The sequence below is a fragment of the Pseudarthrobacter sp. GA104 genome, from assembly GCF_009741265.1.
In the GTDB taxonomy this organism is placed as follows: domain Bacteria; phylum Actinomycetota; class Actinomycetes; order Actinomycetales; family Micrococcaceae; genus Arthrobacter.
The window spans coordinates 2544755-2568063 of the sequence record NZ_WOWL01000001.1; the positions used below are offsets into that span (position 1 = coordinate 2544755).

Genomic DNA, 23309 nt, shown 5'->3' on the forward strand with positions numbered 1-23309 from the left:
TCAGGGACTACTACCTGGCGTCCTCAACGAGCACCAGGTCGCGGCCGTTGGTTTCGGGAGTAAAGAACGTGGTGACAAAGGAGATTGCGGCCAGGACCAGTGAGTACAGCGCGGGAACCAGCCAGGAATGGTTGGTTGCAGCGAGCAGCGCAACGCCGATCATGGGTGCGAACCCGCCGGCGAGGACTGCCGAGAGTTCACGGCTGAGGGCCACGCCGGTGAACCGGTGCTGGGAGCCGAAGAGTTCAGGCAGCAGGGCGCATTGCGGACCCAGCATGGACTGCACACCCAGGGCGATGCCTACCGCCATCACTGCCCAAACCAGGGTGACGTTGCCCAGCGTGACCAGGTAGAACGCGGGCAGTGCAATGAGGGCCTGGAATAGTGCCCCGTAGCGGTACACGGGAACCCGGCCGAACCGGTCGGACAGGGCGCCGAAGGTGACCACCATGACTGCTGCGCAGCCGGCGGCGATCAGCAATCCTGTTGGACCAATGAACTTGTCGCCCGGGAATACGCCGGCTGGAAGGCTGATGAATGAGACCAGAAGCGCGGAGTAAACCGACGAGTTGCCGTTTTCACCCATGCGCAGGCCGATTCCGACGAGCACGTTCTTCTTGGAGTGCTTCCAGATTTGACCCACCGGATTCTTGACCACCGCTTTGTGCTTCTCCAGCTCCTGGAAGACCGGTGTTTCCTTCAGTCGGAGCCGGATAAAGACAGCTATAACAATAAGAATGACGCTGGCCAGGAAGGGTACCCGCCACAGCCAGCCCAGCAGGACATCCCGGTCCGCGAGGGCCATCAGGGCGAACGTGCCCGCTCCGAGCAGGGTGCCCAGCTGGATGCCCACGAAGGGCAGGGAGGCAAAGAACCCGCGCCGGCTTCGCGGAGCCACCTCGGAAATCAGCGTGGTTGCCCCGGCCTGCTCGGCGCCGGCGCCAAGGCCCTGGAGGATGCGGAGGGCGACCAGCAGGACGGCACCGAGCATTCCTGCCTGTTCAAAGGTGGGCAGGAGGCCGATGGCGAAGCTTGCCATTCCCATCAGGCCGATGGTGAGGATCAGCACCATCTTCCGGCCGAAGCGGTCTCCGATGTAGCCAAAGACCACCCCGCCGAAGGGCCTCGCGGCAAAGCCGACGCCGTACGTGGCAAACGAGGCGATGACTGCGCCGCTTTCACCCAAGGGGGAAAAGAACAGCGGACCAAAGATCAGTGCTGACGCGAGGCCATAAATGTAAAAGTCGTAGTACTCGAGGGCTGACCCTACAGAGCTGGCAAGCGTTGCCCTTCGCAGCTGCCCCGGTTCGACCACATGGCCGTTCCTGTCGGTCTGCGGTGATTTAGTACGAGTTGTCACAGTAACTCCCTTAAACGCACTCCAGACCCTCGTTGGCCTGGTGGGATAGCAACGACACCTGTTGCATCGATCACTATGCTGAACACAATACAGCAAGTTGAACAGACGGCAAGGGTGAATGCGTTTGTGAAGGAAGCGGCGGCGGTTACCCCATGGGGTTGCCCAGGGAATGGGCGAGTTCCTGGAGTTCCTTGACCATCTGGGCACCCTGCTCAGGCGTGTACGTGGCCTTGAGTGCTGTCACTGACAGGCCGAGGCTGGGACCGTGGGCTCCGCGGGTGGGCACGGCAACGGCCAGGCAGACCACGCCGGTGGTGGATTCCTCGTCCTCAAAGGCGTAGCCCTGTTCGCGGATGGTCTGCAGCTGTGCCTTGAATTCGGCTCCCGTGCGCAGCGACTTCGGCGTCAGCACGGGCAGTTCCGCGTCATCGGGGAAGAGTTCCTCGATGTCATGGTCATGCAGCCGCGCTATCAGTGCCTTGCCCACTGCGCAGAGCGAGACTGGCATTTTGTCGCCGATATTCGACGTCAGTCGTACGGCGGGGTGGCCCTCGTAGCGCGCTAGGTAGATAACGTTCAAGCCGTCGAGCATCGCGATGCGAACGGTCTCGCCGGAGAGTACCGGGGCCTGCTCGCAGTAGCGGTAGAACTCCTGCACCTCATCCAGGCGGCCAAGGTATGCCGCGCCGAGTTCAACCAGCTTGCGGCCAAGGGTGAACTCACTGCCCTGGCGGTTGATAAGCCTGGCTTCCTCCAGCGCCAGCAGCAGGTTCGACGTGGATGATTTGGGGATGCCTACTTCCCGCGAGAGGTCGCTGAGGGTGAGGCGGCCAGTGGCGGAGGAGGCCAGTGCATCCAGGACGGCTGCCGCCCGCGTGACGGCGGGGGCGGGTGAGGCGTTGCCCTGGTTGTCTGGTTGAGGGCCGGAGTTGCGGGAATCGGCCATGATTCTCCTTCGGGTTGCCGCGGCAGGACGAACTGGTGTTCATTTGACTGAACACCATCCATCATAGGGGCGCGCGTCATCGCGTCCCATGCCATGCGTGCTCCGGAAGGCGGGGGAACTCAGGCGACCTTGTTTGTAAGGGTGCCGATTCCCTCGATCACGATGTCCACTTGATCGCCCGGCAGGACTGCCACTGCGGTCCCGGGAGCCCCTGTCATAAGCACGTCGCCGGGTTCCAGCGTCAGCCAGGAAGTTACGTAGACGAGGCACTCCACCACTGAGGAGGGCAGGTTGGACGTCCCGGAGTTCGCCTGGGCCACTCCGTTGACGATGACGTCGATTCCCACAAGGTCCGGATCCGGGATGTCGGTTTCGATCCACGGGCCAAGGGGCGTGTAGTTCACGCCGGCCTTGCCCTGGAAGTTCCGTTCATCCACCAGGCCCTGGTCCACGTTGGTCACGTCATTGACGCACGTATAGCCGAGGACATGCTCCAAGGCGTTGCCGGGCGTCAGCTCCTTCGCTTGTTTCCCGATGACCACTGCGAGTTCGCCTTCCACGTTGACCGTGCCGCGGTCCCGGACGGCGACCACCGGATCGCCGGGATTGGCGAGGGTGTGCACAGACTTATGCCAGGCCTGGATGGGCAGCGGATGGTCGTTCAGCGTCCGGTTGTGTCCGATGCCGAGCACCACAGCCGGCCGGACCGGGGCGAGGAACACGGCATCTGCGCCGGAGGTGGTGTGCCCTGTGTAGCTGAAGGGTTCCTCGAACGGATCAACAATGTGGTGCCACATCCCGCTCCGCTCCACGGCGTGCCGGGCTCCCTCTGCCGTCTTGATTCTTGCGATGCGCATGGATTTCTCCTGACCGTGCTTCGAGCCGGGGGGCTTAGTAGAAGTGGACCGTGTCCACGAGGTGGGGGAGGTCGCCGCCGTCGAGGAAGGTCCGCAGGTTGCTGCAGAAGCGCTCGGTGATGAGGCGGTTCTCGGCGGCACTGAGGGCGGATGTGTGCGGGGAGACCATGACCCTGGGGTGCTCCCAGAGGGGGCTGTCCTCCGGAAGGGGCTCGACGGCGAAGACGTCCAGGCAGGCGTAGCCGACCTGGCCGTTGTTGAGGGCTTCCAGCAGGGCCTCTTCGTCGACGACGGTGCCCCGGCCCACGTTGATGAAGACCGTCCCGGGCTTCATGGCGGCGAACGTTTCATGGTTGTAAAGCTTCTCCGTGAAGGCGGTGCCGGGCAGCGTGTTCACTACTGCATCGGCCGTGGCCAGCAGGGCCGGAAGGCCGGCGTTGTCCACCACCTGCTCGATGCCGTCGATGTGTTCCACGGACCGTTTGGTTCCGCTGACCTTCATCCCCAACGCCCTGGCGATCCTTGCGGTCTCCAGCCCGATTTCGCCCAGCCCGGTGACCACCAATGTGGAGCCGTTGACCAGGCGGGTGGGGATCCGCAGTTCAGGCCATGTTTTGGCGGCCTGGTCCTGGGCCAGTTCTGCGCTCCGTTTGAAGCCGTTGAGGATTCCGAGCGCCGCGAACTCGGCGAGGGGCAGGGCGTGGACGCCGGCTGATGTGGTGATCTTGAACTTTTGCAGGATGTCCTGGTCCAGTCCGGAGGCCTTGGCGGCTCCGCCCGCCCCTGCGGCCATTGCGTGGATCCACTGCAGGCGCGGATTCTCGCGGGCTATGCGGGCGAGGCCGGCGGGGCTTTCGTTGGGGAAGCCGTAAAGCACCTGTGCGCTGTTGAGCATGGCCCAGTAGCGCTCTTCCTGGGCTGGAGTGCGCTTGAAGGCCGGGTCGCCGGAGTGGTCGGCCGGGTAACGCTCGGGTGGCAGGAGCTCGGGCTCGTAGAGGACGGTAACTGACGGATCGACGGCGCGGATCTGCTCCACCAGCTCTGCTTCGAGCGGTACAGCAATCGCAAGGGTGATTGTGGAGGTCATTCGTTCACTATACTGGCTTATGGCTAATATGCTGAACAGATGGCCTGCTGGCTGTCTTCACCTCTGCGAGGCGTCACGCGAGGCAGGTGAATGCGGGACGACGTCAGTAGCTGGCGGTGTTGTCGCGATCGGCAGCCTCCGCCGCCTGGATGTACTGCGCTGCCAGGGCTTCGGAGCCCCTTGCCAGGAGGGCGACGTCGGCGCCCACCAGGATGAAGTTGGCACCCTGGTCGAGGTAGTGGCGGGCGGTGTCCGGGTTGAAGGCGTTAACGCCCGCGGGTTTCCCGGCGGCTTTGGCGGCAGCGAGGCAGTGTTCGACGGCGGCGCGCACCTCGGGGTGTTCCTGCTGTCCCAGCAGGCCCATGGAGGCGGCGAGGTCGGACGGGCCCACGAAGATGGCGTCGACGCCGTCGACCGCCAGGATGTTTTCCACGACGGCTACCGCGGCTTCGGATTCGATCTGTACGGTGACGCTGATGGTCTCGTTGGCCCGGGCGAGGTAGTCCGGGACCCGGTTCCAGCGTGCCGCGCGGGCCAGGGCCGAGCCGACCCCGCGGACGCCCTGCGGCGGGTAGCGGGTTGCGGCCACGGCGGCTTCCGCCTCAGCGGCTGAGTTGACCATGGGGATGAGCAGGTTCTGCACGCCCAGGTCCAGGTACTGCTTAATGAGCACGGTATCGTTGGCGGGCGGGCGGACCATGGTGTGGGCGGGGTAGCCGTGGATGGCCTGGAGCTGGGCGAGGATGGATTCGAGGCTGTTAGGGCTGTGCTCTGCGTCCACCAGGAGCCAGTCCAGCCCGGATCCAGCGCACAGCTCGGCGACCAGGGGGCTTCCGGAACAGACCCACATCCCGGCCAGCGGCCGGTCCGCCCCAGCGAGGGCGTCGCGGAAGGTGTCCTCTATTCGAAGCGGCATGTGACACTCCCCAGGGGTCCGTAGTCGGCGTGGACGGTATCTCCCTTGTACACCCAGAGCGGGCGGGTGAAGGAACCGGCGAGGATGATGTCGCCGGCTTTCAGTGAGTCGCCGTGGGCGGCGATCTTGTTGGCCAGCCAGTGGACGCCGTTGGCCGGGTGGTCCAGGACCCCGGCGGCGACTCCGGTCTCTTCAACGGTCTGGTTCTTGTAGAGGATGGCGGAGACCCAGCGGAGGTCCACGGCGTCGGGCTTCACGGGCCGGCCGCCGATCACCATGGCGCCCATCGCCGCGTTGTCCGAGATGGTGTCCACGATGGTCCTGCCTTCCATCTCGATCCGGGAATCCAGGATCTCCAGGGCCGGGACAACGTAGTCGGTGGCTTTCAGGACGTCGAAGATGGTGCAGCCCGGGCCTTTCAGCCCGTCTTTCAGGACGAAGGCCAGCTCCACCTCCACCCGCGGGTGGGTGTACTGGTCCCAGTCCACGGAGCAGCCGGTTTCCAGCACCATGTCATCGAAGATGGCGCCGTAGTCCGGTTCGGTGATGCCGGTGGCGGCCTGCATGGCCTTGGACGTGAGGCCGATCTTGCGCCCCACCAGGCTCCGTCCGGCTTCCTCGTTCCGCCGCCGCCACAACAGCTGCACGGCGTAGGAGTCCTCCACCGTCATGTCCGGGTAGCGTGCGGTCAGGCGCGGCACAGGTTTCCGGTTACGGCCCGCCTCGACCAGTTCGTCCGCGATGGCCTCGATCGTCCTGTCATCCAGCATGATCTAGACCTGCGCCCCCAGCTTGAAGCCGGTCTTCTGTTCAGTGGCACCGGCGCCTTCTCCTTCTGTTTTCCGGGTGTAGGAGAAGCCGTCGGCACCCACGGTGACCGCCATTTCGCTCTTTTCCTCGCGCTCGATGACCGGCTGCGGGTTGCCGTCCAGGTCCAGGACCAGGGAGGCCTCCGTGTACCAGGAGGGGACCACGGGGTTGCCCCACCAGTCGCGGCGCTGGTTGTCGTGGACGTCCCAGGTGATGGTGGGGTTGTCCGGATCGCCGGTGTAGTAGTCCTGGGTGTAGATCTCCACACGGTGGCCGTCCGGGTCCAGGATGTAGAGGTAGAAGGCGTTGGACACGCCGTGCCGGCCGGGGCCGCGTTCGATCCGGTCGCTGATGCGCAGGGCGCCCATCTTGTCGCAGATCTGGATGATGTTGTGCTTCTCGTGCGTGGCAAAGGCAATGTGGTGCATCCGCGGCCCGTTGCCGCCGGTGAGCGCGGTGTCGTGGACGGTCTGCTTGCGGTGCATCCATGCGGCGTACGTGACGCCGTCGGAATCCTGGATGTCCTCCGAGACGCGGAAGCCGAGGTCCTCGAGGTATTTGCGGCCGCGCGGGACGTCGGGGGTGACCTGGTTGAAGTGGTCCAGGCGGACCAGCTCACCGGCGGAGTAGAGGTCGTAGCGCTGGGTAAGGCGCTCCACGTGCTCCACGTCGTAGAAGAACTCGTACGGGAAGCCCAGCGGGTCTTCGACGCGGACGGAGTCTCCGATGCCCTTGGTGAAGCCTTCCTTGCGGCGTTCAACCCGGCAGCCCAACTCGCGGTAGTACGCCTCTGCGGCGTCCACTTCGGCGGGGGACTTCACCCGGTAGGCGAAGGCCGCTACGGCGGCGACGGGTCCCTTGCGCAGCACCAGGTTGTGGTGGATGAACTCCTCCAGGGTACGCAGGTAGATGGCGTTCTCGTCTTCTTCGGTGACGTGCAGGCCGAGCATGTCCACGTAGAACGCGCGGGATTTGGCGAGGTCGGTGACCACGATTTCCATGTAGGCGCAGCGGACGATGTCCGGAGCCGGGACAGTGGGGGTGGGGATAGGGCCGGTGAACGGGTTGCTCATGATGGTCTCTCTTCTTTGAAAGGGGTTGGCTAGGCGCCGAATTTGGGGGTGTGGACGGTGCCGAGGGTGATGTGGACGGCCTGCTGGTCGGTGTAGAAGTCGATGGAGCGGTAGCCGCCCTCGTGGCCCAGCCCCGAGGCCTTGACGCCGCCGAACGGGGTGCGCAGGTCGCGGACGTTGTGGCTGTTCAGCCAGACCATGCCGGCCTCGACGTTCTGCGAGAAGTTGTGGGCGCGGGTGAGGTTCTGCGTCCAGATGTAGGCGGCGAGGCCGTACTTGGTGTTGTTCGCCAGGGCGAGGGCCTCGTCGTCGTTCTCGAACGGGGTGATCGCGACGACGGGGCCGAAGATTTCCTCCTGGAAGATCCGGGCGTCGGGGGCGACGTCGGCAAACACCGTAGGTGCGATGTAGTTGCCGTCGGGGAGTCCTTCGGGCCGGCCGCCGCCGGCCAGGAGCCGGCCTTCGGATTTGCCGATCTCCACGTAGGAGGCCACCTTTTCGTAGTGTTCGGGGTGGACCAGGGCGCCCACCTCGGTCTTGGGGTCATGCGGGTCGCCGACGACGATGTTCTTTGCGCGGGCGGCGTACTTTTCGCAGAACTCGTCGTAGATGGCGCGTTCCACCAGGATGCGGGAGCCGGCGGTGCAGCGCTCGCCGTTGAGGGAGAAGACGCCGAACAGGGCCGAGTCGATGGCGGCGTCCAGGTCGGCGTCGGCGAATACGACGCAGGGGGATTTGCCGCCGAGTTCCATGGACAGGCCCTTGAGGTTGGCTGCGGCGTTGCGGAAGATCGTCTGGCCGGTAGTGGTCTCGCCGGTGAAGGAGATCAGCGGGACGTCCGGGTGCTTGACCAGGGCGTCGCCGGCTTCCTCGCCGAGGCCGTTGACCAGGTTGAACACCCCGTCAGGGAGGCCGGCGTCCTTGAAGATGGTGGCCCACAGCGAGGCGGAGAGCGGGGTGAACTCGGCTGGCTTGAGGACCACGGTGTTGCCGGTGGCCAGGGCCGGGGCGAGCTTCCAGGACTCCAGCATGAACGGGGTGTTCCACGGGGTGATGAGGCCCGCGACGCCGATCGGCTTGCGGTTCACGTAATTGATCTGTGAGCCGGGGACCTTCATGGCGTCGTCGAACTGGGCCACGATCAGGTCGGCGAAGAAGCGGAAGTTCTCCGCCGCGCGGAGGGCCTGGCCCTTGGCCTGGGTGATGGGCAGGCCGGTATCAAACGTCTCGAGCTCGGCAAGCCGGGCTTCCTGCGCCTCGACGGCGTCCGCGATTTTGTTCAGGACGCGGGCGCGTTCTCGGGGCTTCATCTTCGGCCACGGGCCGTTGGTGAACGCTTCCCGGGCGGCGGCGACGGCGAGGTCTATGTCCTCCTTCTGGCCTGCGGCGGCGGTGGCGTAGTTGGTGTTGGATACCGGGTCCAGGACGTCGAAGGTCTTGCCGGAGACGGAGTCGACGAACTCGCCGTTGATGTAGTGCTGGATGTGGTTGGGAAGGTCCTGCGGCACGTAGTGGGTGGCGGACTGTTCTGCAGTGAACGTCATTGTTGTTTCCTTCGTGATAGTTCAACGCGGGGTCACTTCTGGGCCGATTGGGGCCGTTTATTGGGCGTTTAGTGACCCCGCGTTGCTGGTTGCGGGGTGGTCTGGGCGAGGTAGGCGTCCAGGGTGGCGGAGCGGTGCAGGCGGGCGGCCTTCTCGATGGAATCGGGGTCTGCTCCGGATTCGATGAGCTGCAGCAGCCCTTCGTGCTCCTCCACCGATTCGCGGGCACGGCCCGGGACAAAGCGGAACGTGGAGGACCGCAAAGCTGCCAGCCGGTTCCAGCCGCGGTGGACCAGGTCCAGGATGTGCGGGTTGGGGCAGCGCTCGAACAGGATGCTGTGGAAGTCCTGGTTGAGCCGGGTGAAGCGGACGGGGTCAAAATGCTGGAGGCACTCGCGCATCTCCTCATTCACGGCGCGGGCCCGGGCAATCGCCGCGGCATCGACCAGCGGAGCAGACAGCGCGGTGGCGGCACCTTCCACGATGCTCAGGGTCTGCATGGTGTAGAGGTACTCGGTGGGGTCGATCCCGGCCACGGTGGCGCCCACGTTGCGTTCGAACTTCACCAGTCCTTCGGCCTCGAGCCGGCGGATGGCTTCCCGGACCGGGACCACGCTGAACCCGAGGTCCTTGGCGATGCTGCCGAGCACCAGCCGGTACCCGGGGGTGTAGGTTCCTTCCACAATCCGGGCCTTCACTGCGTCGTAGGCCTGTTGCGACTTGCTGCCCGCGGCCAATACTGCCTCAGTCATTGCTCTTGCCCGCTTTCCAGTCCTCGTACCGTGCCTGCCACTGGGCGTTCATGGGGTAGAGGCCGTCAACGCTGTTGCCCTGCTTCACCATCTCGAAGATGAAGGCTTCTTCCTGTTCCTGCCGAATGCAGTCCTCGACGAGTTCCCCGGCGATGGCCGGCGGGATCACCAGGATGCCGTCGGAGTCGGCCACGATGATGTCGCCGGGCTGCACCGTTGTACCGCCGCAGGCGATGGTGATGTCCGTGTCCCACGGAACGTGGCGGCGTCCCAGCACCGCGGGGTGCGGGTTGGCGAAGTAGGTGGGCATCTCCAGTCCGGCCACGGCGGCGTAGTCCCGGACGCCGCCGTCCGTGATGATCGCCGCGGCGCCGCGGACCTGGGCGCGCAGGGCCAGGATGTCACCCACCGTCCCGGTGCCTTTCTCGCCGCGGGCCTCCATCACCAGGATTTCGCCCTCGTTCACGGAATCGATGGCGCGCTTCTGGGCGTTGAAGCCGCCGCCGTGGGACTTGAACAGGTCCTCCCGGTTGGGGACGTAGCGCAGGGTCCGGGCCAGCCCGACGACGCGGCGGTCCGGGCGCGTGGCCTGCAGCCCGTCGATGCTGACGTTATTAAGGCCGCGTTTGCGCAGCTGCGAGGACAGCGTGGCCGTGGCGACGCTCTCGAGTTTGGCTTTCAGTACCGGGGTGAGGACGCTGGCCGGAGCAGGAAGGCCGGCAGCTTCGCGCGAACCCCACGCTTCCTCCCGCTGCACGTCGTCAACCTTGGGGCCGGCACCAAAGTCAGCGAACGGCGTCGTGCCTTCCTCCACCCTGGTGACCAGGCGGCCGGTGGTGGGGCTGCCATCAAGCGTGCCCACCTCCACCTCCAGCACGTCCCCGGGCCTGGCCACGGAGGCGCCGGCGGGGGTGCCGGTGAGGATGATGTCCCCTTCCTCGAGGGTGAGCAGCTGGGAGAGGTCGGCGACCAGGCGGGCGAACGGGAAAAGCAGGTCCTCCGTGGTGTCGTCCTGGACGAGCTGGCCGTTGTGCCAGGTGCGGATGCGCAGCTTGGCGGGGTCGACGGCGTCTGCCGGGATCAGTGCGGGGCCCACGGGAGTGAAGCCGTCGCCGCCCTTGGAACGCAGGTTCGAGCCTTTGTCCGCCCAGCGCAGGTCATACACGCCCAGGTCGTTGCTCGCGGTAACGGCGGCGACGTGGCTCCACGCGTCCTCGAGCCCGACCCGGCGGGCGGCCTTGCCGATGACCAGGGCAATCTCCCCCTCATAGCCGAGGAGCTCGCAGCCGGCAGGCCGTTCCACCGCGCTGCCGCTCAGCGAGAGCGACGAGGACGGCTTGAGGAAGTACGACGGCTGGGCCGGCGTGCGTCCCCGCTGCGCGGCCCGGCTGGGGTAGTTGATGTGCACCGCGATGACCTTGCGTGCCGCTGCAAGGGTGTCCCCGTTGACCTGCTCCAAACCGTCTCCTCATCGAGTACAAAATCGTATACGATCACTATCGCGCTCGCGTCGGCGTTCGTCAACCCCTTTTCCCGAGGGAATCCCGGTCCCTTGTAGTCCCCGTCACAGGTGGCGTACTGTGGTGCTCAATCGCAGGGTTTCTTATATGGAACCTGAAATTCTATTATCGAACAGCTCGTGCAGCTGAAGCGCCACACAACGAAGTGAGGAATCCCGTGCAGTTTCACCACCACGGTTACGTGTCGGGCGACCCCCGGGTCAAGCCTGCGGCAGGCGTCGGCATCAACCGGCCTGCTGACCTTCCGGACGAAGTCGACGTGCTGATTGTGGGCACCGGACCTGCCGGCATGCTTGCAGCCGCGCAGCTTTCCCAGTTCTCGAATGTCACAACGCGCATTGTTGAACGCCGGGAAGGGCGTCTTCCCATCGGCCAGGCGGACGGCATCCAGGCCCGGAGCGTGGAGACGTTCCAGGCCTTCGGTTTTGCCGAGCGGATCATCGCCGAGGCATACAGGATCACCGAAATGGCGTTCTGGAAGCCGGACCCGGCGGACCACTCGCGCATCGTCCGGGCCGCCCGTGCCGTGGACGACGAGATGGGGATCAGTGAATTCCCGCACCTCATCGTGAACCAGGCCCGCGTCCTGGATTACTTCGCCGAGGTCATGGCCAACTCGCCCACCCGCATGAAGCCCGACTACGGCTACGAATTCCGCGGCCTTGAAGTCACGGGCCAGGGGGAGTACCCCGTCACTGTGACCCTCGCCCGCACCTCCGGCCCAAGCGAAGGCCAGGAGCGGGTGGTCCGCGCCAAGTACGTTGTTGGTGCGGACGGCGCCCGCAGCAAGGTGCGGGACGCCATTGGCTGCCACCTCGCCGGCGACGCCGCCAACCACGCCTGGGGCGTTATGGATGTCCTGGCCGTTACCGACTTCCCGGACATCCGCACCAAGTGCGCCATCCAGGGTGAGAAAGGCAGCATCCTGCTGATCCCCCGGGAAGGCGGCTACCTCTTCCGCATGTACGTGGACCTTGGCGAGGTGGATCCGGACACCAAGGGCGCCATCCGCAAAACCACCATCGAGCAGATCATCCACAAGGCCAACGAGATCCTCCACCCTTACACGCTGGACGTGCGCAACGTGGCATGGCACAGCGTCTACGAGGTGGGCCACCGCCTGACGGACAGGTTTGACGACGTCCTTCCGGAGGACCGCGGCACCCGCACACCGCGGGTGTTCATCACCGGCGACGCCTGCCACACCCACAGTGCCAAGGCCGGCCAGGGCATGAATGTCTCCATGCAGGACGGCTTCAACCTGGCCTGGAAGCTGGGGCACGTGCTGGAAGGCCGCAGCCCGGAGAGCCTGCTGTCCACCTACTCCGAGGAGCGCCAGGTTGTGGCGAAGAACCTTATCGATTTCGATAAGGAGTGGTCCACCATGATGGCCAAGAAGCCCGAAGAGTTCGAACACCCCTCGGACCTTGAGGACTTCTACGTGCGCACCGCTGAATTCCCGGCCGGCTTCATGACCCAGTACACGCCGTCGATGGTGACCGGCAGCGACATCCACCAGGACCTGGCCACGGGTTTTCCCGTGGGCAAGCGCCTCAAATCGGCGCCCGTGGTGCGGGTGGGCGATACCAACCCGATGCACCTGGGCCACCACGCTACGGCTGACGGCCGCTGGCGGATCTACGTTTTCGCCGACGCGGCACCGGCCGGCGGGCACTCAGGTGTGGCGGACTTCGCCGAGTGGCTGGCGAACTCGCCGCAGTCACCGCTGGCCGCGACGCCGTCGGACGCTGACCCGGATGCCTGGTTCGACGTGAAAGTGGTTTACCAGCAGCCCCACACCGCCGTTGACATCAACGCGGTACCGGCGGTGTTCAGGCCGCAGGTGGGCCCGTTCAAGCTGACCGACTACGAGAAGGTGTACGCCACCGATCCCAGCGCGGACATCTTCGAGCTGCGGGGCCTGGACCGCGGCGGCGTGGTGGTGGTGGTCCGTCCGGACCAGTACGTGGCCAACGTCCTGCCGCTCGCGGCGACGGCGGAGCTGGCGGAGTTCTTCGCCGGTCTCCTTAAGCCGCGCCATGCAGCGGGTCAGCCGCTGACGGTCTGAGCCGTCCTGTAGTCCGCGGCGGAGTAGACGCCCAGGATCCGCACCTCGGTGGTGAAGAAGTCCAGTTCCTCGAGGGCCAGCTTCAACGGCAGGTCCTCGGGGTGGCCTTCGACGTCGGCCATGAACATGGTGGCGGCGAATTCGTTGCCCACCATGTAGCTTTCCAGCCGGGTCATGTTCACGCCGTTGGTGGCGAAGCCGCCCAGCGCCTTGTACAGGGCCGAGGGGACGTTGCGGACGCGGAACACAAAGCTGGTGACTGCCGGTCCGGGAAGCTCATCCCGCGCCGGCAGCTCCTTTTCCCGGGCCAGGACCACGAAGCGCGTGGTGTTGGAGGGGTCGTCCTCAACCCGTGAGGCCAGCACTTCCAGGCCATAGATCTGGGCCGCGAGCGGGGGAGCGAGGGACAGCTTGCGGGGATCGTTCCATTCGCTGACTTCCCGGGCGGAACCCGCGGTGTCGCCGGCGATGACGGGCTTGAGGCCGTGCTCGCGGATGAGCTTCCGGCACTGGCCCAGGGCGTGGATGTGGCTGTGCACCTCGGTGGCACCTTCGATGGTGCTGCCCGGGATGCCAAGCAGGTCGAAGTGGATGGGCAGGAAGAACTCCCCCACGATCTGCAGGTTGGACTGCGGCAGCAGGATGTGGATGTCCGCCACCCGGCCGGCGATGGAGTTCTCGATCGGGATCATGGCCAGCTCGGCCTCGCCGCTGGACACGAGTTCAAACGCGTCCTCGAAGCTCGCGCAGGGCACGCTTTCCATGTCGGGGAACATCTGCTTGCACGCGATATTGGAGTTGGCGCCGGGCTCACCCTGGTACGCAATCTTCTGGGCCATGATCCGTATGGTTTCACGCCCCGCCCCCGCCCGCCCAACTGGGTAGCGCTAAGTGTCGTTTTGGGCGGCCAAAACGACACTTAGCGCTACCTAGTTGGGATGGGACGGGCCTAAACGGGAGTGACGCGCAGCCAGAGGTACTGGCGGGGGAGGAGCGTGACCCCCTCGTCCAGCTGCAGCGCTGCTTCGGAGAGAAGGTCGACGGCGGCAGGGGAGTACCCGGAGAAGGTTTCGGCGGGCAGGGCCTGGGGCTGGTCGCTGAAGTTGGCGAGCGCCAGGACCCGTGTTTCAGCCGCGGCGCCGGGCCGCTGGTAGGCAAGGACGGAACGGTTGTTGGTGGAAAAATCCACCAGCCTGGTACCGGCCAGTTCAGGCGTGGCCGCCCGGACCTCAACCATCCGCTTCAGGCCGGCGTACACCGCGCCCGCGGGGGTGGACGGGTCGTGGCGGAGCGCGTATTGGCCCGCCGGGTAGTGGGGCCGGTGCACCCAGCGGCTGTCGGCCTCGTGCCCTTCCTCTTCTGCATACCCGTAGTCGTTGACCTGCCCCACCTCGTCGCCCAGGTACAGGAGCGGGATGCCGCCGGTGCTGAAGGCCACCGAGTGGGCAAGGAGGATCCGCTCCACCGCCTCGGCCGGGTCCACCTCCATGCCGCACAGGGACGCCGTGGTACCTGAAATCCGGCAGTCCCCGGTCTTGGGATTGTCCTGGAACGGGACGCCGCGGGCGAAGCTGCCCGGGAACCGGTTGACGTAGAAGGAGTTCAGGAAACGGCGGTGGTCGAAGCCGTTGATGCCAAGCTCTGCCGCGTCCTCGTCGGCGAAGGTCCAGCCGATGTCGTCATGGCTGCGCACGTAATTGACCCAGGACGTGCCGTCCGGGATGTTGTGCCTTCGTTCGAGCGCCTGCGCCAGCAGCGAGACGTCCCGGGTGGCCAGGGATTCCCAGATCAGCGCCATCTGCAGCGGATTGTAGGAGAGCTGGCATTCGGCCGGATCGATGTAGAGGGCCACCTCGTCCGGATGCACGATTGCCTCGGACTTGAACAGCAGCGACGGCGCGGCCAGCCGGCAGACGGCATTGAAGGCCTGGAGGAGGATGTGGGCCTCGGGCAGGTTTTCGCAGGGGGTGCCCAGCTGCTTCCAGATGAACGCCACGGCATCCATGCGCAGGATGTCAACGCCCTGGTTGGCCAGGAAAAGCATCTCCCCGGCCATGGCCCGGAAGACGTCCGGGTTGGAGTAGTTCAGGTCCCATTGGTAGGTGTGGAAGGTTGCCCACACCCAGCGGCCGTCCTCCATTTGGATGAAGGACCCCGGGTGGTTTTCCGGGAAGATTTCACGCACGTTCTGCTCAAAGGCGTCCGGCATGGTGCGGTCGGGGAAGATCCAGTAGTAGTCGCTGTACTCCGGATCCCCCGACGCCGCCTTGCGGGCCCACTCGTGTTCGTCACTCGTGTGGTTGAAGATGAAGTCCACCACCAGACTGATGCCGTGGGTCCGGAACTCGGAGGCAAGCTCACGGAGCTGTTCCATGGTGCCCAGCTTGGGGTTGACTTGGCGGTAGCTGGAGACGGCGTAGCCGCCGTCGGAGTGCGGCTCGGGCGCGAGGAACAGTGGCATGAGGTGCAGGTAAGTGAGGCCCAGTTCCTTGAAGTACGGAATGTGGGTGCGCAGCCCTTCCAGGCTTTCGGCGTACCTGTCCACGTAGCAGACGCCGCCGAGCATGTTGTTGGACAGGAACCAGCCGCTGTTGGCCTCCCGTTCAGCGTCCAGGGCCTTCAGCTCGGCAGGGCGCCCATCCCAGGAGCGTGCACCCTGGACCACCAGGGCGGCCAGCTGGTCCTGCCAGTCCGGCCGGGATCCGTACAGCGTGCGGAAGAGGCGGCACAGGTCGGGGAAGTGTGCGTCGAACCGCTGCTGAAAGGCGCGATCCGGGGCGGTCCCCGCCTGCGCGAGCGCATCGACGACGTGCTGCCGCACTGTTTCGTCCGCACTGACGAACTCCTGCATTGAAGAACCCCTTCCGACCTCCAGCCGGCGGATCCGGCAGAAACTGGTTACGGCAGTATGCCACGGCGGCTAGCGCCGCGGCTCCCGGGGCAGGGCGGCAGCGGTACCGGGCTTATCCGGTGCGCGCCATTCGCCCGCAGGCGGCCGCCGCGCCAGTATCCCCGCGGCAAGGAAGAGAAGTCCCAACAGCCCGGCGGCGCCGGCGGCAACGTGGGCGCTGCGCGGCCAGAGCCCGGCCATTCCCAGGAAGGCCGGCACCGTGGCGGTCACCTGGCTGGCCAGGACCAGTGCCCAGCCCATGAAGGGGTCCAGCCCGCTCCGGCCGCAGGCCAGGGAGGCGAACATCAGGCCCCAGAGCACCGCCCACGCCAGCCACAGCACGGCGAGCAGGGGATCGGCAGGAAGCCAGAAGAAGGCAAGCAGCACGGCAACGAACGCAACCATCCCGCAGAACCAGCCCAGGCCCTTCGCCCCAAGGCCCAGCAGGATGTCCAGGCCCGCATAGGCGTAGGTCAGCCCGAACAGGAGGATCCCTGCTGCGGTCGGCGCCGTGCCGGCCGCACCGCCCAGGGACAGCACGACGACGCCGAGCACCAGCTGCACGATCCCCACCACCAGGCTCAGGACGGCTGCGTCGCGGCGGGGCAGGTGCCCCAGGGTGGCGAGTCCGTTGACCAGCAGTGCCGCACCGGAGAGGAGCAGGCAGGCGTACGGCATCAGGACGCCCCGCCGCCCGCCGGAAGCGCCGACGGAATTATCGCTAAGTGGAATTTTTCTGTCACAATACGGAGGTTAGAGCATTGTGATTGGGGCCGCCTAACAGTGGCTGGTCGCAATCAGTTAAGTTGAAGCGTAAACTATTTGGGACGACGCCGCCCGCCGCGTGGCTGCCCAGTGTTACGCCCACGGTGAGGAAAGATTCATGGATGCACGGCTGGAGGCCATCAGGGACACTGTCCTGGCCAGGAACCCCGGCGAAGCGGAGTTCCATCAGGCAGTAGTTGAGGTCTTTGAAAGCCTGGGGCCCGTCCATGACAGGCATCCCGAACTCCTTGAAGCCGCAATCCTGGAACGGCTCTGCGAACCGGAGCGGCAGATCATCTTCCGCGTGCCGTGGACTGATGACCAGGGCCGGGTGCAGATCAACCGCGGCTTCCGGGTGGAATTCAACTCGGCGCTGGGCCCGTACAAAGGCGGCCTGCGGTTCCACCCCTCGGTCTACCTGGGCATCGTCAAATTCCTGGGCTTTGAACAGATCTTCAAAAACGCCCTCACCGGCATGCCCATCGGCGGCGGCAAGGGCGGCTCGGACTTCGACCCCCGCGGCCGCAGCGATGGCGAGGTGATGCGGTTCTGCCAGTCCTTCATGACCGAGCTGTACCGGCACATTGGTGAATACACCGACGTCCCGGCCGGCGACATTGGTGTGGGCGGCCGCGAAATCGGCTACCTGTTCGGGCAGTACAAGCGCATCACCAACCGCTACGAATCCGGCGTCCTTACCGGAAAAGGCATTTCCTGGGGCGGATCCCTGGTCCGGCCGGAAGCCACCGGCTTCGGAACCGTGATCTTCACCCAGGAAATGCTGAAGACCCGCGGCACGTCCTTCGACGGCCAGCGCGTGGTGGTCTCAGGCTCCGGAAACGTGGCCATCAATGCGATTGCCAATGCGCAGGCGCTGGGTGCCACTGTGGTGGCCTGCTCCGACTCCTCGGGTTACGTGGTGGATGAGGCGGGCATCGACGTCGCCCTTCTTCGCGAAGTGAAGGAAGTGCAACGGGGCCGCCTGAAAGATTATGCCGAACGCCGTGGCGGCGTGTCCTACGTGGACGGCGGCTCCGTCTGGGAGGTCGATGCCACCGTGGCGCTGCCCTGTGCCACCCAGAACGAGCTCGACGGCGGTGCTGCCGCCCGGCTGGTCCGCAACGGGCTCCTTGCCGTCGGCGAAGGCGCCAACATGCCCTCAACCCGCGACGCGGCGGCCGTGTTCCAGCAGGCCGGCGTGCTGTTCGGTCCGGGCAAGGCCGCCAATGCCGGCGGCGTTGCCACGTCGGCGCTGGAGATGCAGCAGAACGCCAGCCGGGATTCCTGGTCCTTCGAACATACCGAGGAGCGGCTCACCGACATCATGGTGGGCATCCACGACCGCTGCGCCTCCACGGCTGACGAGTACGGCGATCCGGGCAACTACGTGCTCGGCGCCAACATCGGCGGGTTCGTGAAGGTAGCGGACGCCATGCTGGCCCAGGGCCTGATCTAGGAGGGCAGGACGGCAGCATTTCCTGCCGTCCTGCGTGGAGCGACGGTTATCTCGGCCACGCGTTCCAGGCGGGGGTTGAGGTTGTCGCCGCCGTCCACCACGCCCCGCTGCCACCACAGCTTCAAGCCCTCCGGCACCACTTCGAGGCAGGCCAGGTTGTTGTCGAACCATGGGCCTTTGATGCCGGACCAGCGGAAGGGCGGATCCGGAACCCTGGCGGAGCGTGCCGCCAACGCCCCGATCGGCGCGGCCAGGCCGTAGGACATCACGGCGCCGAAGGAGCGCATCAGCCGCGGGAGCGGGTTGCGGATGGGAGAGCAGACCGCCTGGATGATGCGGCTTCCCGAGGGCCGCTCCACTTCGGAGACGTAGGAAAAATGCACGTCGCCCGACAGGAAGGTGACAGTCTCCGGCGCCGGACCGCGCGTCCCCTCTGCCACCTCCGCGGCCATGGCGGCCATCCGCCGGAAGCTGTTTTGGAAGGCACCCCAGTGCTCCAGGTCTACCGCCTGGCGCAGTTTCTCGCCGACCCGTGCCGGGAGCCTGCCCCATGCGCCCTCGGAGACTGCCTCGTCCCAGGCTTCAAGGTGGTGCAGGCCCATCGGCAGGAGGAACGGCAAGGACGTTGCCACGAGCAGGTGCCGGAACCCGCCGCGCATCCGGGCGTCCAGCCAGTCCATTTCGGCGTCGTCCAGCAGGGCCCGGCGGTCAGGGTCCAGGTTCCGGGCGGCACGGGAATCAACCACAAGCAGCCGGGTGTCGCCGAAGTCGCGGCAGTAACTCCACCGGTAGGTTTCCGGATCCTGGTCGGCCCGTTCGGCGAAACTGTCCAGCTCAGCGCTGATGTCCGGTTCGCCGTCCCCGCGGCGGGATGTGATCTTTTGCCAGATCACATCCGCGGCGCGCTCCTGCGGGGACAGGTTTCCCAAATGCTGGTAAACCCAGTACGAGGCCAGCCCGGCCACAATGCGCCCCTGCCACCAGGCGGTGGCCTGCATCGCCTCCCGCCAGCTCCTCGACGAGTTCCAGTCGTCCCGGATGTCATGGTCGTCGAAAATCATGGCACTGGGCAGGGTGGACAGCAGCCATCTGTTCGCGGGGTCGGACCATGCCAGGTGGTAGAGGTGCGCGTACTCCTCGTAGTCCTTGAGCTCTTCGCCGGGAGGCGCCTCAATATCACGCCGGGCCTTGATGAATTCCTGCATCTGTTCGCTGGTTAAATCCGCGTAGACCTGGTCCCCGAGAAATGCCACCAGGTCCGGCCACGGCTCCCCGCCGCCGCCGGAACTCATCGCCACTGCGTAGGCCCGCAAAGCGTCCACGCCGTGGCTCCGGTTGCCGGACTCGTCGTGCGGGACGCTGGTGCGGCAGGAACCGAAGGCCAGGCGCAGCGGCTTGCCGGGTTTGAGGGTGGCGATCACCGGCGGCAGGAACCCCGTCCCGGGCTCGGGCCACACTGGCACTCCGTTGACGGCCACCGCGTACGGTGTCACGGATCCGGGCTCCAGCCCGTCCACTTCCACCAGCGCGTAGTGGTGGCCGTGGACGGCGAAGGTCCGGGCTTTCCACTCCCCGGCCCCGGCGCTGACCGTCACGCTGGCGTTGTCCCGGGTTTCCACCCAGATGCTCGCCGAGGTCTGGTCCACGTACCGCATCATGGGGCCTAACACCAGTGCCGGGGTAGTCATCCCTCAGTTGTACCCGCTGGAACCGGCCCCGGCTATGGGAAACCCGCAGCTGCTGTCGCCAGGGTTGCCATGCCGGAGGCCGGCTGCAGCCATCCTTAGCTGAACCAGTCCCGCGCGGGGTTGGTGACCCCTGGGGCCGAGCGGTGCAGGCCCGGCTGGGCCGCCCACTTCACGCCGTTGGCCAGGACCCGCTGGACCTGCGGGTGGTGGTACACCGGGTACTCCTGGTCGCCGGGGCTGAAGTAGAAGATGCGGCCCTTGCCCCGGGTGAAGGTGACGCCGGAACGGAACACCTCGCCGCCCGCGAAGGAGCTGATGAAGATGAGGTCGTCCGGCTCCGGGATATCGAACAGCTCGCCGTACATCTCCTGTTCGGGGATGACGATGGGGCTGTCCACGCCCTCAGCGATCGGGTGCGAGGGCTTCACGGTCCACACGAGCTCGCGCTCGCCGTCGTTCCGCCAGGCGAGCGAGCAGCTGGTGCCCAGCAGCCTGGTGAACACCTTGGCGAAGTGCCCCGAGTGGAGCACGATCAGGCCCATGCCGCCGAGGACGTGCCGGTGGACGCGTTCGACGACGGCGTCGCTCACCTCATGATGGGCCATGTGTCCCCACCACAGCAGGACGTCCGTCTCCGCGAGCACCTCCTCGTCGAGGCCGTGCTCATCGTCCGTGGCGAGGACCGCCGTCGTAATCTCTGCCTCCGGGTAGAAGGAACGGAGCCCGGCGGCGATGGCACCGTGGATGCCGTCAGGGTAGATCTCCCCGATGTGGGGCGGCTCGTTGATGGCCTCGTGGACGCCCTCGTTCCATACCCGGATCTTCAGTTTGCCGTTCATTAGAGCCGAACCTCCCTCTGCTCCAGCGCTGACTGGTAGCACGCGTCGATGATCTGTGCCCGGTAGAGCGCCAGGGAGCCGTCATGCCCGCCCCAGACTGCCTCGCCGCCCCGGACTGCCGTGACGAAATCCTCCACCACTGCATCATGGGCGCGGCCCGGCAGTACCGGCGGGACGTAATCGGCGCTTTCGCCGTCCTTGTCCGTGAACACCCGCAGCTGGCCCACGGGCGGGAAAGGCGCGCCCTGCACCTTGAGCTCCGCGCCGCCGTCCGTTCCGTAAATCGTGAAGTCCAGGAGGTCGTCCGTCTCCCGGTACGTGGCCCAGCTCGCCTCGATCACCAGGGTTCCGCCGCCCTCGAGCCGGAGGAACGCCGAGGCGAAGTCCTCCACGTCGAAGGCGTGGCTGGATGCCAGGGCGGAGTAGGCGCTGCCGCCGCCCCGCCCCTGTGGTCCCAGTTCCGAATGGGTGGCCGCCGAGACGGCCACCACTTTCGGTTCGCCCAGCAGGTGCAGGGCGTAATCCAGGGCGTGGACGCCGATGTCCGCCAGCGGTCCGCCGCCGGCAAGCTCCGGGTTGGTGAACCAGCTGCCCAGGGTGGGGATGCCGGAGCGGCGCAGCCAGGATGCCTTGGCGTAGTACGGCCGGCCGAGCCCGCCCGCATCGATGACGCCCTTCAGCGCCTGGATGTCGCCGCGGCGGCGGTGGTTGAAGGCGACGTCCAGGACGCGCCCGGCTCTGCGGGCAGCGTCAACCATGGCTTGGCCTTCGACGGCGTTGCGGGCGATGGGCTTCTCGCTCAGGACGTGGATTCCCCGTTCCAGGGCGGCGATGGTGATGGGGGCGTGCAGGAAGGTTGGCACTGCCACGCTGACGGCGTCCAGTCCGCCGTGGTCCAGCATGTCCTTCCAGTCCGCGAAGGCGTTCGGAATGGCGTATTCGGCCTGCAGGGAGTCGCGGAGTTCCTGCTCCATGCCGGCAAGCGAAACGATGCTGACGCCGTCAAGGGCGTGGTAGGCCTTCAGGTGCTGCTGGCCGGCCCATCCGATGCCTACCACGCCCACCCGCAACGCTTCTGCCGGTGCTTCTTCGGGAAGGGCGGCGGGCTGCACTGACGGCTGCTGCTCGTTGATCAAAGGGGTGCTTCCTTAACTGGTGGGTGGCGGAGGGGGCTCTGTGAAGCCGGTTGGAATCGATTCCAACCCGTCGCACCGTTGAAGGCTGCCGCAGGTTTGGAATCGATTCCAAAAGTCTTGCAGCCGCCGTCGAGGACTGTCAACCCCCGGTGCTAGCCCTTCGTGGAGTCGCGGACCACGAGCTCGTGGGGGAGGAAGGTGCGGCCTCGGCGGTGTTCGCCTGGCTCAGTCATGCGTGCGAACAGCGCTTCAAAGGCCACCCGGCCCATCTCGTAGGCGGGCTGCCTGATGGTGGTCAGTTCAGGGACACACATTTCCGCCTGGACGGAATCGTCGAAACCTGCCACGGCGATGTCGTCCGGAACCCGCAGGCCGGCGTCGGTAATCTCGCGGACGCATCCGGCGGCCACAGTATCGCTGCCGCAGAAGACGGCATCGGGCAGCGGGTCCAGCAGCAGGAGTTCCCTGGTGAGGCGGCGCCCGGCATGGAAACCGAACTCGCCCTCAGCGAACAACAGGTGCTCCGGCTGCAGACCTGCCTCCCGGACGGCAGCAAGGAATCCTTCCTCCCGCAGCCGGCCGGAGCGTGCCGCCCTGTTGCCGATCATCGCCAGGCGCCGGCTGCCCGTTGCCAGGAGGTGCCGGGTGATGTCCACGGCGGCCCGCCGGTCGTCGATGGAAACACCGAATGCCGCCTCGGAATCGACGATCTCGCACACCTGGACAACGCTCAGTTGCCCTGCCAGTGCCTCAACATCGGCGTCCGGCATGGTGGGCGAAAAGAGGATCAGGCCGTCCACCGAGCCGTTGCGCAGCATGTCCACCAGCTGCTGTTCCCGCTCGAGGTCCCCCGAGGTGGGTGCGATGAGGCTGACATAGCCGGACAGTGCCGCGGCGTCCCCGAAGCCACGGAAGGCTTCGCTGATGACAGGGGAGTCGAGGCTCTTGGCGAGGGCCAGCAGGCGCATGGTGCGGTCGCGGCGCAGGTCGCGGGCAGAAGCCAGCGGCCGGTAGTTGAGTTCGCGGATGGCACCCTTGACCTTTTCCTTGCTCGCAGCGCTGACTGCCGGGCTGCCGTTAAGGACCCGTGAAACTGTCCCGACCGACACTCCTGCCGTTTTGGCGACGTCCTGGACTGTCGCTCGCGCCATTCCCTCTTCCTTCCGCGACCATTGCACCGGGGTCCTCGCTGCCGTGCCCGTGCATGCAGTGCAGTGGCGGTTTTCCCCAGCTTAGCCGCAGAGCCCTCGCGGCCTGCCACCTATGATGGCCGACATGGGCGGCCAGGCCCGCAATGAGGTCGCCGGAACACTCGCACGAGTGATCGCGACCCGGTTGCGGCGCTACCGCACGTCTCCCGTGCCGCAGCAAACCGTCACGGCGGCCCTGGGGGAGGACCCTGCGCTCAGAGGGACGCCTGAAACTCGCTGGCGGATGACCGAAACGATCATTTAACACGCCGGAAACCCACCCCGAAATAGCCGCCATACAGTTGGAACCAGACGGCAACAGCCGCCCCTCCGCTGAACGTGGTCTCTCCATCCGCGTCCCTCCCCCGGAGTGCCTCCACGGAGCGGCTCTGACGGCAACTTACCGTTCTCT

General features: G+C 66.1%; 19 protein-coding genes. 2 read left to right on the forward strand and 17 right to left on the reverse strand.

The genetic code is table 11. The annotated features are described in order from the left end of the window. Positions 1–10 precede the first annotated feature (10 nt). The 10 genes from GK109_RS11590 to GK109_RS11635 all read right to left on the reverse strand — a co-directional run bounded on the left by GK109_RS11590 (position 11) and on the right by GK109_RS11635 (position 10804). Positions 11–1360, reverse strand: a complete 1350-nt coding sequence (locus tag GK109_RS11590; RefSeq protein WP_321214645.1) for an MFS transporter — start codon at positions 1358–1360, stop codon at positions 11–13. Positions 1361–1505: 145 nt separating this feature from the next. Next, positions 1506–2306 (reverse strand): IclR family transcriptional regulator, encoded by an 801-nt coding sequence (locus GK109_RS11595; protein WP_066279747.1) that lies wholly within the window; start codon positions 2304–2306, stop codon positions 1506–1508. Positions 2307–2425: 119 nt separating this feature from the next. After that, complete coding sequence (locus GK109_RS11600) at positions 2426–3163, reverse strand: fumarylacetoacetate hydrolase family protein (protein ID WP_157240550.1); 738 nt, start codon at positions 3161–3163, stop codon at positions 2426–2428. 34 nt (positions 3164–3197) lie between these two features. Then, on the reverse strand, positions 3198–4250 hold the full coding sequence (locus tag GK109_RS11605) for a D-2-hydroxyacid dehydrogenase (protein WP_157240552.1): 1053 nt from the start codon (positions 4248–4250) through the stop codon (positions 3198–3200). Between the two features lie 103 nt (positions 4251–4353). Then, on the reverse strand, positions 4354–5166 hold the full coding sequence (locus GK109_RS11610) for an HpcH/HpaI aldolase/citrate lyase family protein (protein WP_197432450.1): 813 nt from the start codon (positions 5164–5166) through the stop codon (positions 4354–4356). Next, positions 5151–5936 carry a 2-oxo-hept-4-ene-1,7-dioate hydratase gene (hpaH, locus tag GK109_RS11615; RefSeq protein ID WP_157240554.1) on the reverse strand — a complete coding sequence of 262 codons (786 nt, stop codon included), beginning with the start codon at positions 5934–5936 and terminating at the stop codon, positions 5151–5153. The genes GK109_RS11610 and hpaH overlap by 16 nt, the downstream gene beginning before the upstream one ends. Positions 5937–5939: 3 nt before the next feature. Then, positions 5940–7049 carry a 3,4-dihydroxyphenylacetate 2,3-dioxygenase gene (hpaD, locus tag GK109_RS11620; protein ID WP_157240556.1) on the reverse strand — a complete coding sequence of 370 codons (1110 nt, stop codon included), beginning with the start codon at positions 7047–7049 and terminating at the stop codon, positions 5940–5942. A gap of 29 nt (positions 7050–7078) precedes the next feature. After that, entirely contained in the window at positions 7079–8593 is a 1515-nt protein-coding gene (hpaE, locus tag GK109_RS11625) for a 5-carboxymethyl-2-hydroxymuconate semialdehyde dehydrogenase (RefSeq protein ID WP_157240558.1), read from the reverse strand. A gap of 68 nt (positions 8594–8661) precedes the next feature. Further along, a complete protein-coding gene (locus tag GK109_RS11630) occupies positions 8662–9345 on the reverse strand; it encodes a GntR family transcriptional regulator (protein WP_157240560.1) in 684 nt (227 codons plus the stop codon). Further along, positions 9338–10804: a fumarylacetoacetate hydrolase family protein gene (locus tag GK109_RS11635; RefSeq protein WP_157240562.1), complete on the reverse strand. Its 1467-nt coding sequence runs from the start codon at positions 10802–10804 to the stop codon at positions 9338–9340. Before GK109_RS11635 ends, GK109_RS11630 begins: the two co-directional genes overlap by 8 nt. A 218-nt stretch (positions 10805–11022) precedes the next feature. Between GK109_RS11635 and GK109_RS11640 the strand changes: the two genes are divergently transcribed. After that, positions 11023–12933 carry an FAD-binding monooxygenase gene (locus tag GK109_RS11640; RefSeq protein WP_370460555.1) on the forward strand — a complete coding sequence of 637 codons (1911 nt, stop codon included), beginning with the start codon at positions 11023–11025 and terminating at the stop codon, positions 12931–12933. On the opposite strand, the gene GK109_RS11645 is transcribed toward GK109_RS11640, so the two are convergent. From GK109_RS11645 to GK109_RS11655, 3 genes are all read right to left on the reverse strand, one after another. Then, positions 12915–13772, reverse strand: a complete 858-nt coding sequence (locus GK109_RS11645) for a prephenate dehydratase (protein ID WP_157240564.1) — start codon at positions 13770–13772, stop codon at positions 12915–12917. The two genes, GK109_RS11640 and GK109_RS11645, sit on opposite strands and share 19 nt — an antisense overlap. 110 nt (positions 13773–13882) lie before the next feature. Then, on the reverse strand, positions 13883–15784 hold the full coding sequence (locus tag GK109_RS11650) for an alpha-amylase family glycosyl hydrolase (RefSeq protein WP_157240566.1): 1902 nt from the start codon (positions 15782–15784) through the stop codon (positions 13883–13885). A gap of 69 nt (positions 15785–15853) precedes the next feature. After that, positions 15854–16501, reverse strand: a complete 648-nt coding sequence (locus GK109_RS11655; protein WP_157240568.1) for an AmiS/UreI family transporter — start codon at positions 16499–16501, stop codon at positions 15854–15856. A 205-nt stretch (positions 16502–16706) separates the two neighbouring features. Between GK109_RS11655 and gdhA the strand changes: the two genes are divergently transcribed. Then, entirely contained in the window at positions 16707–18044 is a 1338-nt protein-coding gene (gene gdhA / locus GK109_RS11660) for an NADP-specific glutamate dehydrogenase (protein ID WP_157240570.1), read from the forward strand. On the opposite strand, the gene GK109_RS11665 is transcribed toward gdhA, so the two are convergent. The 4 genes from GK109_RS11665 to GK109_RS11680 all read right to left on the reverse strand — a co-directional run bounded on the left by GK109_RS11665 (position 18041) and on the right by GK109_RS11680 (position 22858). Further along, positions 18041–19732: an alkaline phosphatase D family protein gene (locus tag GK109_RS11665; RefSeq protein WP_157240572.1), complete on the reverse strand. Its 1692-nt coding sequence runs from the start codon at positions 19730–19732 to the stop codon at positions 18041–18043. The two genes, gdhA and GK109_RS11665, sit on opposite strands and share 4 nt — an antisense overlap. A 95-nt stretch (positions 19733–19827) precedes the next feature. Beyond that, a complete protein-coding gene (locus tag GK109_RS11670; protein ID WP_157240573.1) occupies positions 19828–20571 on the reverse strand; it encodes a ThuA domain-containing protein in 744 nt (247 codons plus the stop codon). Next, entirely contained in the window at positions 20571–21707 is a 1137-nt protein-coding gene (locus tag GK109_RS11675; protein ID WP_157240575.1) for a Gfo/Idh/MocA family protein, read from the reverse strand. The genes GK109_RS11670 and GK109_RS11675 overlap by 1 nt, the downstream gene beginning before the upstream one ends. Positions 21708–21859: 152 nt before the next feature. Continuing rightward, entirely contained in the window at positions 21860–22858 is a 999-nt protein-coding gene (locus tag GK109_RS11680) for a LacI family DNA-binding transcriptional regulator (protein ID WP_157240577.1), read from the reverse strand. Between the last annotated feature and the right edge of the window lie 451 nt (positions 22859–23309).

Bases quoted from the DNA above. Each gene is read 5' to 3' on its own strand.
- gdhA (WP_157240570.1), top strand. From the start codon at position 16,707: ATGGATGCACGGCTGGAGGCCATCAGGGACACTGTCCTGGCCAGGAAC.
- GK109_RS11650 (WP_157240566.1), bottom strand. From the start codon at position 15,784: ATGCAGGAGTTCGTCAGTGCGGACGAAACAGTGCGGCAGCACGTCGTC.
- GK109_RS11610 (WP_197432450.1), bottom strand. From the start codon at position 5,166: ATGCCGCTTCGAATAGAGGACACCTTCCGCGACGCCCTCGCTGGGGCG.
- GK109_RS11665 (WP_157240572.1), bottom strand. From the start codon at position 19,732: ATGACTACCCCGGCACTGGTGTTAGGCCCCATGATGCGGTACGTGGAC.
- hpaH (WP_157240554.1), bottom strand. From the start codon at position 5,936: ATGCTGGATGACAGGACGATCGAGGCCATCGCGGACGAACTGGTCGAG.
- GK109_RS11645 (WP_157240564.1), bottom strand. From the start codon at position 13,772: ATGGCCCAGAAGATTGCGTACCAGGGTGAGCCCGGCGCCAACTCCAAT.
- hpaE (WP_157240558.1), bottom strand. From the start codon at position 8,593: ATGACGTTCACTGCAGAACAGTCCGCCACCCACTACGTGCCGCAGGAC.
- GK109_RS11595 (WP_066279747.1), bottom strand. From the start codon at position 2,306: ATGGCCGATTCCCGCAACTCCGGCCCTCAACCAGACAACCAGGGCAAC.
- hpaD (WP_157240556.1), bottom strand. From the start codon at position 7,049: ATGAGCAACCCGTTCACCGGCCCTATCCCCACCCCCACTGTCCCGGCT.
- GK109_RS11605 (WP_157240552.1), bottom strand. From the start codon at position 4,250: ATGACCTCCACAATCACCCTTGCGATTGCTGTACCGCTCGAAGCAGAG.
- GK109_RS11600 (WP_157240550.1), bottom strand. From the start codon at position 3,163: ATGCGCATCGCAAGAATCAAGACGGCAGAGGGAGCCCGGCACGCCGTG.
- GK109_RS11630 (WP_157240560.1), bottom strand. From the start codon at position 9,345: ATGACTGAGGCAGTATTGGCCGCGGGCAGCAAGTCGCAACAGGCCTAC.
- GK109_RS11655 (WP_157240568.1), bottom strand. From the start codon at position 16,501: ATGCCGTACGCCTGCCTGCTCCTCTCCGGTGCGGCACTGCTGGTCAAC.
- GK109_RS11670 (WP_157240573.1), bottom strand. From the start codon at position 20,571: ATGAACGGCAAACTGAAGATCCGGGTATGGAACGAGGGCGTCCACGAG.
- GK109_RS11680 (WP_157240577.1), bottom strand. From the start codon at position 22,858: ATGGCGCGAGCGACAGTCCAGGACGTCGCCAAAACGGCAGGAGTGTCG.